This is a genomic window from Micromonospora sp. URMC 106 (assembly GCF_051386395.1).
GTDB lineage: Bacteria > Actinomycetota > Actinomycetes > Mycobacteriales > Micromonosporaceae > Micromonospora.
Window position 1 is genome coordinate 60,009 of the sequence record NZ_JBPQTP010000016.1, and the last position, 11,850, is coordinate 71,858.

Annotated in this window: 12 protein-coding genes; 8 read left to right on the forward strand and 4 right to left on the reverse strand. The window is 74.3% G+C overall.

What is annotated here, in order from left to right; genetic code table 11:
- Positions 1-12: 12 nt before the first annotated feature.
- On the reverse strand, positions 13-453 hold the full coding sequence (locus ACSNOB_RS08195) for an XRE family transcriptional regulator (protein WP_393102493.1): 441 nt from the start codon (positions 451-453) through the stop codon (positions 13-15).
- Between the two features lie 264 nt (positions 454-717).
- Here ACSNOB_RS08195 and ACSNOB_RS08200 point away from each other — a divergent pair, with 264 nt between their 5' ends.
- The 7 genes from ACSNOB_RS08200 (at position 718) to ACSNOB_RS08230 (ending at position 7,834) form a co-directional block, all read left to right on the forward strand.
- A complete protein-coding gene (locus ACSNOB_RS08200; RefSeq protein ID WP_436685961.1) occupies positions 718-1,062 on the forward strand; it encodes a hypothetical protein in 345 nt (114 codons plus the stop codon).
- A gap of 31 nt (positions 1,063-1,093) precedes the next feature.
- Entirely contained in the window at positions 1,094-1,444 is a 351-nt protein-coding gene (locus ACSNOB_RS08205) for a hypothetical protein (protein ID WP_436685962.1), read from the forward strand.
- Between the two features lie 378 nt (positions 1,445-1,822).
- Positions 1,823-3,238 (forward strand): PhoH family protein, encoded by a 1,416-nt coding sequence (locus ACSNOB_RS08210; RefSeq protein ID WP_393102496.1) that lies wholly within the window; start codon positions 1,823-1,825, stop codon positions 3,236-3,238.
- 272 nt (positions 3,239-3,510) lie between these two features.
- On the forward strand, positions 3,511-4,209 hold the full coding sequence (locus ACSNOB_RS08215) for a lytic transglycosylase domain-containing protein (protein ID WP_436685963.1): 699 nt from the start codon (positions 3,511-3,513) through the stop codon (positions 4,207-4,209).
- 227 nt (positions 4,210-4,436) lie between these two features.
- Positions 4,437-5,090, forward strand: coding sequence for a rhomboid family intramembrane serine protease (locus ACSNOB_RS08220; protein ID WP_393102498.1), 654 nt, complete (start codon positions 4,437-4,439; stop codon positions 5,088-5,090).
- A 116-nt stretch (positions 5,091-5,206) separates the two neighbouring features.
- A complete protein-coding gene (locus tag ACSNOB_RS08225; RefSeq protein WP_436685964.1) occupies positions 5,207-6,175 on the forward strand; it encodes an NAD(P)/FAD-dependent oxidoreductase in 969 nt (322 codons plus the stop codon).
- Between the two features lie 66 nt (positions 6,176-6,241).
- On the forward strand, positions 6,242-7,834 hold the full coding sequence (locus ACSNOB_RS08230; RefSeq protein ID WP_436685965.1) for a hypothetical protein: 1,593 nt from the start codon (positions 6,242-6,244) through the stop codon (positions 7,832-7,834).
- Positions 7,835-7,852: 18 nt separating this feature from the next.
- On the opposite strand, the gene ACSNOB_RS08235 is transcribed toward ACSNOB_RS08230, so the two are convergent.
- Positions 7,853-8,551: a TetR/AcrR family transcriptional regulator gene (locus ACSNOB_RS08235; RefSeq protein ID WP_436685966.1), complete on the reverse strand. Its 699-nt coding sequence runs from the start codon at positions 8,549-8,551 to the stop codon at positions 7,853-7,855.
- Between the two features lie 140 nt (positions 8,552-8,691).
- Between ACSNOB_RS08235 and ACSNOB_RS08240 the strand changes: the two genes are divergently transcribed.
- Entirely contained in the window at positions 8,692-9,639 is a 948-nt protein-coding gene (locus ACSNOB_RS08240; protein ID WP_436685967.1) for an NAD-dependent epimerase/dehydratase family protein, read from the forward strand.
- 157 nt (positions 9,640-9,796) lie between these two features.
- Here the strand turns inward: ACSNOB_RS08240 and ACSNOB_RS08245 are convergent, their stop codons facing one another.
- Both ACSNOB_RS08245 and glpX read right to left on the reverse strand, forming a co-directional pair.
- A complete protein-coding gene (locus tag ACSNOB_RS08245) occupies positions 9,797-10,786 on the reverse strand; it encodes a DMT family transporter (protein ID WP_436685968.1) in 990 nt (329 codons plus the stop codon).
- Positions 10,783-11,817, reverse strand: a complete 1,035-nt coding sequence (gene glpX / locus ACSNOB_RS08250; RefSeq protein WP_436685969.1) for a class II fructose-bisphosphatase — start codon at positions 11,815-11,817, stop codon at positions 10,783-10,785. Before glpX ends, ACSNOB_RS08245 begins: the two co-directional genes overlap by 4 nt.
- Positions 11,818-11,850 lie beyond the last annotated feature (33 nt).

Genomic DNA, 11,850 nt, shown 5'->3' on the forward strand with positions numbered 1-11,850 from the left:
CCATCTGAGGAACTAGCCGGCCTGTTTACCTCGTTTTCGGACATCCACCGGCAGGGTGGGGCGATATGCGAGGTAACGGATGGTCTCCCGGATGTGGAACTTCTCCGCGTCGGAGACGTCGGGGTCGACGAGGCGGCGCAGCAGCGCCTCCACGTCGGGGTCCATCGGCGGCGGGGTGGGGGCGCTGCGGGGCGTCGCCGTCCGGTCCCAGCCCAGCGCGGCGAAGGCGGTCGCCGGGTTGAGCCCGAGCCCCTCGCAGAACGCCACGACGCGTTCGGCCTCCGGGTCGCTGGCCCAGTCGCCCCGGACCCAGCGGTTGATGGTCTGCCGGGAAACACCGGTGCGACGGGAGACCTCGGTGCCGCTCCAGGCCCGGGTGGCTCGGGCCTCGTCGAGCGCCCGACGGACGAAGGTGGCGAAGGCGATCTTCCGTGCGTTGGCCGTCTCGGTCACGTCGTGACGGTACGACCAGCCGGCCGTCGGTGCCTGCCCCGGCACGCTGTTGTCACGCGGACGTGACGCGGTTGCCGGCGTGCCGGTAAACGATCCGGCGCCGCTCTTGAGGGGTGTCACCTGGGCAGAATAGATGCCCGTAGAGGCGTGAGTAATCAGACGAAAAGCTGATACTGTCACGTCCATGAGACAATCTACGGTGTGTCACGTGCATGAGACGATCAGTGCTCACATGCGTCACGCCCCCGGCGCGAGGGGGGTGTGGTGACCGAGCTCGCCACCCGAGCCCAGGCCTTCGGTCTGGTCGCGCAGGGAGTGGCCGCGGGTCTGAGCGCGCCCTGGCGCCTCTACCTCGCCCGAGGCTGCCGTTACCTGTCGCTCAGCGTCGGTGACCGCGCCGAGTGGGACGCCTGGCGTACCCACCTCGGCTGCCCGGAACTCAGCGTCCGCGTGTACGACGCCGGCGGGGAGATCCGGCGGTCCTCGGTGGCCGAGGTCGTCCTGGACGGCTGCCGGATCAGCGTCGAGCTGGTCGAGGAGGTCAGCACGGACGACCTGGACCGGCTGCTGGTCGCCGATCCCGCCCCGGTCGAGCCGGAGGAGCGGTGACCGGGCACCCGCGGCGCACCGGAGCCGCCGGATGAGCCCCTTCCTCGCGGTCTTCCTCGTCCTCGTCCTCGCGGCCACGAGCTACGCCGCCGGCCGGCTGCACGGTCAGCTCAGCTACCGGATCGGCTACCGGTTCGGGTACCGGCAGGGCTACTTCGACGGCGACCGGGGCGCCTGGAACCGCCGCCGCCGCGACGCCCAGGCGGCCATCGCCTCCGCGCTGGCCGGCCCGCCGCCGACCACGACCACCACGACCACCACCCGGGTCACCGGCACGGTGGTCCGGCCCGGCACCACGTACACCGGCTCGTCGTTCGCGGCGCCGGCCGCCCCGGTGGCCGGGCGGCAGCCGACCGGCACCCTGGTCCGGCGGACCGGTTGAGCCCGGTCGACGGGGATCCCGAGGCCCCGTCGGCCGGTACCCAGGGCACGGTGCGTCGTCCGCGGCGGACACGCACCGTCGGGACCACGTCAGACCGGTGACGGTGGTCCCACCGGCCGGGATGCGCGCAGGGGGCATGCATCCCGGCCGGTTCCGCCGCCGCCCGTTAACGAGCCGGTCCCCGGAGTTCCACGATCGCCCTCTAGCCCGGAGGGTCCGACGCCGCTAGCGTCTAGGCATGGCACGGGGTTCTCCCGGGCCAGCCGGCCCGCCCGGATCTGCGACCTCGCGCACGGGGTTCCGCATCCGACCCCGTGTCCCCGGGCACCGGAGGAGGCGGAACGCGGGTGGCGGGTGCCCATCCGTCGGAGCAGGCCTGTGACGACTCGCCGTACGACCGCCGGGGCCGACCAGACCACGGCCGCGACTGCCACGACCCGCCGCACCACCCGGAGCCGCCGCGGCGCGTCCGCCGCTCCGGTCGACGCCGAGGAGCCCCGACCAGCCGGCCAGGCGTTCGTCCTGGACACCTCGGTGCTCCTCTCCGACCCGGCGGCCTTCCACCGCTTCGCCGAGCACGAGGTGGTCCTGCCCCTCGTGGTCATCTCCGAGCTGGAGGGCAAGCGACACCACCCGGAGCTGGGCTGGTTCGCCCGGCAGTCCCTGCGCATGCTGGACGAGCTGCGGGTCCGGCACGGGCGGCTCGACCGTCCGGTGCCGGCCAACGACTCCGGCGGCACGCTGCGGGTGGAGCTCAACCACTCCGACGACGGCGTGCTGCCGCCGGGCTTCCGCACCGACTCCAACGACGCGCGGATCCTCTCCGTCGCGCTGAACCTCGCCGCCGAGGGGCGGGAGGTGACCCTGGTCAGCAAGGACATGCCGCTGCGGGTCAAGGCCGCCTCGGTGGGCCTGCGGGCCGACGAGTACCGGCACGGCCAGGCCAGCGATCCCACCTGGACGGGGATGGCCGAGCTGGAGCTGGCGGAGGAGCAGATCGGCCGGCTCTACGCCGGCGAGACGCTCGACCTGGACGCCGCCGCCGGGCTGCCCTGCCACACCGGCCTGGTGCTGCACTCGGCGCGCGGCTCGGCGCTCGGCCGGGTGCTGCCCGACAAGACGGTGCGGCTGGTCCGCGGCGACCGGGAGGCGTTCGGGGTGCACGGCCGCTCGGCCGAGCAGCGGATCGCCCTCGACCTGCTGCTGGACGAGTCGGTCGGCATCGTCTCGCTGGGCGGGCGGGCCGGGACCGGCAAGTCGGCGCTGGCCCTCTGCGCCGGGCTGGAGGCGGTGATGGAGCGCCGCCGGCACAAGAAGGTGGTGGTCTTCCGCCCGCTCTACGCCGTCGGCGGGCAGGAGCTGGGCTACCTGCCCGGCTCCGAGTCGGAGAAGATGTCGCCCTGGGCGCAGGCGGTCTTCGACACCCTCGGCGCGGTGGTGCACGAGAACGTGCTGGAGGAGGTCACCTCGCGCGGGCTGCTGGAGGTGCTGCCGCTGACCCACATCCGGGGGCGGAGCCTGCACGACGCCTTCGTGATCGTGGACGAGGCGCAGTCCCTGGAGCGCGGCGTGCTGCTGACGGTGCTCTCCCGGATCGGCCAGGGCTCCCGGGTGGTGCTGACCCACGACGTGGCCCAGCGGGACAATCTGCGCGTCGGCCGGCACGACGGGGTGACCGCCGTGATCGAGGCGCTCAAGGGCCACCCGCTCTTCGCCCACGTCACCCTCAGCCGTTCGGAGCGGTCGCCGATCGCGGCGATGGTGACCGATCTGCTGGAGGACATCCCGCACTGATGACCGTTATGAGGTGCTTTGTCCGGATAATTTGAGTGACGCAAGTCACATTCGGGCTCCTTGGTTTCCCATCGGCCTCACCGTGCGCGATGGTGTCCAACGAGCGCCCACGTACCGACAAGATCGTTGGTGATCGTTCGTCACACCGACATCTCCCACCCCGGTACGTCGGCTGCGACCGGCACAGGGTCGGGGCGCTCGCGGCTCGGGCCCTCCCCCTCAGACCGGGGTGCCCCGTGCCGTGTCCTTGCCCCCGACGAAGGGACCACTTCGTGAGTCGGCTGTGGAGCCGGTTCGGCGCCCGCACTGCCGCTGTCGCGCTGCTCTCCGTGGGCGTTGCCGGCGGTGTGTACCTGGGCGAAGACCGCCAGACCCAGCAACAGGGCCTGACCGCGCAGGTCGGCGCCGCCGTCGAAGAGGCCGAGCTGGACTACCAGCGCGAACGGCACGCCGCCCACCAGCTGCAGTCCGCCAAGCAGCGGGCCGCCGAATACCAGGCGAAGCTGCGCGCCGCCGCGGCCGCCAAGGAGGCCGCCAAGCGGGCCCGCGAGGCCGAGGCCGCCGCCGCGTCGCGGAAGAAGGCCCGGGAGGCCGCCGCCAAGGCCGCGGCCGAGAAGGCCGCCGAGAGCAAGCCGTACGACGGGCCGATCCCGGCGTCCTGCGCGGAGTACAGCGGCAACCGCGAGGTCGGCTGCGCGCTCATGGTGAAGGCCGGCTTCGGGATGGACCAGTTCCCCTGTCTGGACAAGCTCTGGACCAAGGAGAGCGGCTGGAACCACAAGGCCCGCAACCCCTCGTCCGGGGCGTACGGCATCCCGCAGGCGCTGCCGGGCAGCAAGATGGGCTCGGTCGCCGACGACTGGCAGACCAACCCGGCGACGCAGATCAAGTGGGGTCTCGGCTACATCGAGGGCCGCTACGGCTCGCCCTGCAAGGCATGGGCCCACTCGCAGGACGTGGGCTGGTACTGACCGATCGACCTCGGCGGGGTGTGTGGGCGTCCACACACCCCGCCGACGTCTTTCCCCGCCCGGATCGCCCTGCGCGTCCCGCGCGCGTCGCCCGTCGATCCGTGCCCGGGTCGCCCGTCCTGTTCCGCGCGCGTCGCGCGTCGTGTCGCGCGCGGGCGTCCGTCGTGTCGTTGCGTGGATCGGCGCAGAAGTGGCGGCACGGGCCGTCACCTGATAGCTCTTGACGGGTGACCCTGCACCCGGGAAGCGGCGACCCCCACCGGTTCGGCACCGAGGCGTTCTACGCCGCCCTCGGCCGGGCCTTCGTCGCCATGTGCGCGGTGGTGCCGTTCCTGTTCCTCATCGAGGCCCTCGACCAGGGGCTGGCGGCCGGCTTCGACACCGCCGCCGGGATCATCCCGAAGCGCATCGACGGGCTCGACGGGGTGTTCTTCTCGCCGTTCCTGCACCACGGCTTCGACCACCTCTACAGCAACAGCATCCCGCTGATCCTGCTCGGCACCTTCGTGCTCGCCGCCGGCGCCCGCCGGTTCCTCTGGTCGACGCTCGTCATCGTCCTGGTCAGCGGGCTGGGGGTGTGGTTCACCGGCTCGTCCAACTCGGTGGTGGTGGGCGCGAGCGGCGTCATCTTCGGCTACCTGGGCATCCTGCTCATGCGGGGCATCGTCGAGCGGAGCTGGTGGAACTTCGCGGTCTTCCTGCTCGTCGGCCTGCTCTACGGCTGGCAACTGGTCGGCATCCTGCCCACCGACGAGCGGATCTCCTGGCAGGGGCACCTGTTCGGGCTGCTCGGCGGGGCGGTCGCCGCGATCGTCTTCCGCCGCCGCCGGGACGACCTCGGCGGCCCGTACCGCTCGGAGTCCACCCTCACCCTGCCCTGAGCGCCGACGCGCCGGCGCCGTACGGCCTGGTGGGACATCCTTGCCCGGGCCCGCCGCCGGCCCTACCGTCGGGATCAGCACGCGTTGATCCGTGAGCGGAAAGCGACGGTACGCCCATGCGCGAGGTCGATGTCGCGGTGATCGGGGCCGGTCCGGCCGGGCTCTTCGCGGCGTACTACGCCGGGTTCCGCGGGCTCTCCGTCGCGGTCGTCGACGCGCTGCCCGAGCCCGGCGGCCAGATCACCGCCATGTACCCGGAGAAGCTGATCCACGACGTGGCCGGCTTCCCGGCGGTCAAGGGGCGGGACCTGGTCGCCAACCTCGTCGCCCAGGCGGCGCCCTTCGACCCGCTCTACCTGCTCGGCGCCCGCGCGGAGAAGCTCTCGTACGCCGACGGGCGGCCGGTGCTCGGCCTCGCCGGCGGCGAGCAGCTCGGCTGCGGAGCGGTGATCGTCACCGGTGGGCTGGGCAGCTTCACACCCCGCCCGCTGCCGGTGGCGGAACACTTCGTCGGCACCGGGATCGTCTACTTCGTGCCCCAGCCGACGGAGCTGGCCGGCCGGGACGTGCTGATCGTCGGCGGCGGGGACTCCGCCTTCGACTGGGCGGCGACCCTCCAGCCCCTGGCCCGCTCGGTGACGTTGGCGCACCGGCGGGAGAAGTTCCGCGCCCACGCGGCCACCGTCGCCCGGGTGCTGGACCTGCCGGTGCGGGTGATCGTCAACGCCGAGGTGACCGGGCTGCACGGCGACGGCGCGGTGACCGGCGCCGAGATCACCGTACGCGGCGGCGCCGTCGAGCTGCTGCCGGTGGACACGGTGGTCGCGGCCCTCGGCTTCACCGCCGACCTCGGCCCGCTGGCCGAGTGGGGGCTGCGGCTGGATCGCCGGCACATCGTGGTCGACAGCGCGATGGCGACGAACCTGCCCCGGGTCTTCGCGGCCGGGGACATCACCGAGTACCCGGGCAAGGTGCGCCTGATCGCCACCGGCTTCGGCGAGGCCGCCACGGCGGTGAACAACGCCGCGGTGGCCATCGACCCGAGCGCGCACCTGTTCCCCGGGCACTCCTCGGACGGCACCTGACGCACCGGTACCGGATGCTGCCCCGGCCGTGGCCGGATCGAGATCAATTGTTGCGACGGTGGGTCGATGAGCGACCCGGCCCCGCACCGCGACGGCGCGCCGGCGACCCTGGCCTGGCTGGGGCACCCCGCGACGGTCGTCGCCCTCGTCCTGCTCGTGGTGAACGACCACCTGCTCAAGGCTGCCTTTCCGGGCCCGCTGACCGGGAAGCTCAGCGACGTCGCCGGACTGGTCCTCGCGCCGCCGCTGGTCGCGGTGCTGCTCACCCTGCTGGCACCGCGGTTGCCGGCCCGTACCGCCGTCGCGGTCGGGCTCGGTCTCGTCGCCGCCGGCTTCACCGCCGTCAAGTCCAGCGGGTACGCCGCCGCCGGCGCCTCGGCGCTCTGGAGCGCCGTCAGCGGGCCGTCGCTGGTGCGGGCGGACCGCACCGACCTGCTCGCCCTGCCGGCGCTGGCCCTCGCGGGCTGGACCTGGTCACGGTCGCGGCGGGAGCCGGTGCGGCGGCGCTCCGCCCGGCTGGTCCGCCTGCTGGTGCTGCTGCCGGCGGCGACGCTGGCGGTGGCGGCGACCAGCGCCGTCCACTACCCCGACGCCGTCCGGGCGGCGGTCCTCGACGCACGGTTGGCGGCCGGCATCGGCCACAGCTACGCCGACCGGGCATTCGACAGCGCGCCCTCCTGGCGGGTGAGCGACGACGCGGGGGCGACGTGGCGCGACCCGACGCGGGGCGAGGCCGAGGCGTTGAAGGGCAGGAAGGGGCCGGCGGCCGGACCGGTCAGCCGGGGCTGCTCGACCGCCACGCCGACGCGCTGCTACCGGCTGATCCCCGGCCGGCTCGCCGTGGAGCAGAGCGACGACGCGGGGCGGAGCTGGCGACCGGCCTGGGCGGCCACGGAGGCGCAGCGCGCCGTGCTGCGCCGCCAGTACCCGGACCCGGGGCCGCGCGGGGAGCGCATCGCCGCGCAGGAGCTGACCGTGTGGGACACCGGCGACGGCCGGCACGTCGTGCTGGTGGCCAACGGCCGGGACGGCTTCGCCATCCGTCGGCCGGACGGGACCTGGGAACGGCTCGGCTTCGTCGACGCCCGGGTGGGCGGGTACCCGTTCGACGGACGCCCGCCGGCGCTGGGCCGCAGCACCCCGGCGGACCGGGGCGACGATCCGCTGCTGGCCCTGCTCGTGGGGCTCACGCTGGCGGCGCTCGTGCTGGCCGTGTCGGCGGTGCGGGCGCGGCTGCCTGCCGGCGCGGGGCCCTGGCTGCCGAGCGTCCTGGCCGTGCTCGCCGTCGTCGCCTGGGCGCCGCTGGCCATGGTCTGGACGCGCGAGCTGGTCATCGCGGAACTTGGTCTCGTCGCGTCGCTCGTGTTCCTGTTCGGCGCGCTGCTGCTGTCCGCCTGGGCGCTGGGCGGGCTGCGGGGCGCGCGAGGTCGGTGGGCCCTGGAGGTGCTGCTGGCCGCCGCCCTGACCCTGGCGCTGACCGCGTTGCCGCTGGTCGGCTGGCTCTACGGCCGCCCCGCGTACACCCGCACCGCGCTGCTGCTCGCCGTGGCGGCCACGGTGCCGGGGCTGCTGCTGGGCTGGCGGGCGGCCCGGTTGGTGGGAGCACCCGCCCCGGCCGGTCCGCCCCAGCCGCCGCCCCCCGCCGGGCCGCCGCGCTGACGCCGTCAAGCCCGTGCGTCAGGCCGCCCGGGGGAGGCCGATCAGGTCGGCCATCAGTGCCGTCTGGTGGTCGAAGTAGGCGTCCCGGTGCGACAGCGCGTCGTTGATCCGGCCGAACAGCTCGAAGCTGATGAGCCCGAAGAGCTGCGTCCAGCCGGCCATGCCCCGGGCGAGCAACGCCTCGGGCAGCCCGCCGCCCAGGGTCCCGCCCAGGTCCGCGAGGTCGGCCCGGAGCGGCTCGGGCGGCTCGCTGGTGGGCGGCGGGTCGATCCGGCCGGCGGCGTACCCGTCGCGGAGGATGCCGACCAGGGTCAGTGGAGGTCGTTGGGCGGGGCCGATGGTGTCGGCCGGCGCGGCGTAGCCGGGCACGGGGCTGCCGTAGAGCAGGGCGTACTCGGCGGGGTGGGTGAGCGCCCACTCCCGGGCCGCGCGGCAGACGGCGTGCCAGCGCCCGCGCAGGTCGAGGCGGTCGCGGCCGGCGTCGGCCGCCTCCACGGCGGCCCCGAGCGCGTCGTACGCCTCGATGATCAGCGCGGTCAGCAGGTCGTCGCGGCTGGGGAAGTAGCGGTAGATCGCCGACGAGACCATGCCCATGTCCCGGGCGACCGCGCGCAGGGACAGGTTGGCGCCGTCGGTCGCGAGGTGGCGCCGCGCGACGGCCTTGATCTCGTCGATCATCTCGGCGCGGACCCGGGCACGGATCGAGGGTGCAGCCATGCCCCCACCCTGCCACGAACGAGAGCGCAGATCAAAACCGAGAGCACTGCTCTTGACGCGAGCGTGGCGGTGGGTGCATGCTGGTGTCGAACGAGAGCACCGCTCTCGAAACGTATCGCTGCTATGAAAGGTGACCCCTGATGGCACTGCACGTGATCGTCGGCGCCGGCCCCGTCGGCACCGCCACCGCCCGCCTCCTCGCCGATCGGGGCGAGCGGGTGCGGCTGGTCACCCGCCGGGGCAGCGGGCCGGAGCACCCGGCGGTCGAGCGGATCGCCGCGGACGCCACCGACGCCGACCGGCTGGCCGCGGCGACCACCGGCGCGGCGGCGCTCTACAACTGCGCCAACCCCGCCTACCACCGGTGGAGCACCGACTGGCCGCCGCTGGCCGCCGCCCTGCTCGCCGCCGCCGAGCGAAGCGGGGCGGTGCTCGCCACGGTCGGCAACCTCTACGGCTACGGTCCCGTCGACGCCCCGATGACCGAGGCGACGCCGCTGCGGCCGAGCAGCGTGAAGGGGCAGGTGCGGGTGCGGATGTGGGCCGACGCGCTCGCCGCCCACGAGGCGGGCCGGGCCCGAATCACCGAGGTGCGGGGCTCGGACTACCTGGGCGCCGGCGCCCAGTCGCTGGTGAGCATGTTGGTGCTGCCCCAGGTCATGGCGGGCCGGCGCGCGCTCGTGCCGGCGGCCCTCGACGCGCCGCACAGCTGGACGTACGTGGGCGACGTGGCCCGCACGCTGGTGGCCGCGGCCACCGACGAGCGCGGCTGGGGCCGGGCCTGGCACGTGCCGACGACGCCGGCCGTCCCGATCCGCGAGCTGGCCGTCCGCGCGGCGACGCTCGCCGGGGCGCCCGCGCCGAAGCTCGCCCGGATGCCCGGGCCGGTGCTGTGGCTGGGCGGGCTGTTCGACCCGACGGCGCGGGAGATGCGGGAGGTGGCCTACCAGTTCGACCGGCCGTTCGTGCTGGACTCCACCGCCGCCACCACCACCTTCGGCATCGACCCGACCCCCCTCGACGACGTCCTCGCCGAGACCGTCGCGGCCCTCCGCACCCCCGCCACCCGGCCGGCGCGAACCCCGTGACCCCGGCGGCCGGGCACGACGACGATGCGGCGCGACAGCCTTCCGGCAGGACGGCAGGACGGCACGACGGCACGACGGGGCGACGGGGCGACGGGGCGACGGGGCGACGGGGCGACGGCATGCGGCGTGACGGCCGGGTGGCCGGCGGTGGGACGCCTCAGGCCGGGTGACCCGGCCGGCGGGGCGCGGGCGGGGCCAAGGCGGCGACGAGGACCGCGACCATGGTCAGCGCCGCGCCGAGCAGGGTGGTGACGCTCGGGTGGGAGGCCGCCGTGGGCAGCAGCACGTCCAGCAGCACGGCGCCGACGATCTGACCGGCGATGCTGGCCAGGCCGAGCAACAGCACGCCGGTGAACCGGACGATCGCGGCGGCGACCGCGATGAACACGATCCCGATCGGGCCGCCGAGATAGAGCCACGGCTCGGTCGGCAGGTCGCCCGCCGGCCAGCCGCGGACCGCGACGTCGACGGCGAAGGTCGCCAGCAGGGCCGCCATCCCGACGGCGAAGTTGACCAGCGTGGCCGTCAGGGCGCTGCCGGAAGCCATCCGGACACGCCCGTTGACCGCCTGCTGCCAGGCGATGGCCACCCCGGCGAGCAGCGGCAACAGCGCCAGCCCGAGGGTGCCCGGGTCGCCGAGCCGGTCGCCGACGGCCAGCAGGACCGCGACCACGGTCAGCGCCGCGCCCGCCAGCCGTTGGGCGGTGACCGGCTGGCGTCCGTTCGGGCCGATCCCGGCCCGGTCGACGGCCAGGCTGCTGCCGGACTGGCCGGCGACCACCGCCACCGTGAAGACCGCCACACCCAGGGTGCCGATGGTCAGCCCCTGGGTGGCCACCAGGAACGCGCCGCAGACCCCGCCGAGGCACTGCCACGGGCGCAACGCGCCGTCGGCGAGCGCGGCACGCAGGGCGACCAGGCCCCGCCGCCCACCCGGGGTGGCGGGGACCAGCACCAGCAGCACGAGCAGTCCCACGCCGAACGAGACCACCGCGGCGGCGATCCCGTCGGCCAGGCGTACGCCCAGCTCGCCGTTGATCCGGGACTGCACGGCCACGGCGACCCCGGAGGCGGTCGCGAGGCCCACGCCGGCGATCCGGCGCGTCGCCGACGGAGTCGGCGGGGCCGCCGTCCCGGTGACGGTCACTCCTGCTCTGCCAGGGGACGACCGTCGAAGTCCACCGCCGAGTAGAGGGCCAGCTTCTCCAGCCGGTGGTACGAGTCGATCACGCGGATGGTGCCGCTCTTCGAGCGCATCACGATCGACTGCGTGTACGCCCCACCGGACCGGTAGCGGACGCCGCGCAGCAGGTCGCCGGAGGTGACCCCGGTCGCCACGAAGAAGCAGTTGTCGCCGGTGACGAGGTCGTCGGTGGTCAGCACCCGGTCCAGGTCGTGCCCGGCGGCGAGCGCCTTCTCCCGCTCCTCCGCGTCGCGCGGCCAGAGCTTGGCCTGCATCACCCCGCCCATGCACTTGAGGGCGCAGGCCGCGGTGATCCCCTCCGGGGTGCCGCCGATGCCCATCAGCACGTCGACGTCCGACTCGCCGCGGGCGGCGGCGATGGCGCCCGCGATGTCGCCGTCCGAGATGAAGCGGATGCCCGCCCCGGCGCGCCGGATCTGCGTGACCAGGTCGTCGTGCCGGGGCCGGTCCAGCACGCAGACCGTCACCTCGGAGATGTCGGTGCCCTTGACCCTGGCGATGCGGCGCAGGTTGTCGGCCACCTCGGCGTTGATGTCCACCACGTCCGCGTAGGCCGGGCCGACCGCGAGCTTCTCCATGTAGAACACGGCGCTCGGGTCGAACATCGCCCCGCGCTCGGCGACCGCGAGCACGGCCAGGGCGTTCGGCATGCCCTTGCTCATCAGCGTGGTGCCGTCGATCGGGTCGACCGCGACGTCCACCTCCGGCCCGGTGCCGTCGCCGACCTCCTCGCCGTTGAAGAGCATCGGGGCGTTGTCCTTCTCGCCCTCGCCGATGACCACGACGCCCCGCATCGGGATCGAGTTGATCAGCTTGCGCATCGCGTCGACGGCGGCGCCGTCGCCGCCCTCCTTGTCGCCCCGGCCGACCCAGCGGCCGGCGGCCATCGCCGCGGCCTCGGTGACCCGGACCAGGTCGAGGGCGAGGTTGCGGTCGAGATCCTGTGGGATCCGCGTCCTGGTGGTGTTCGTCATGACGGCTCCTCCTCGCGACGTTGCGGGGCGGCA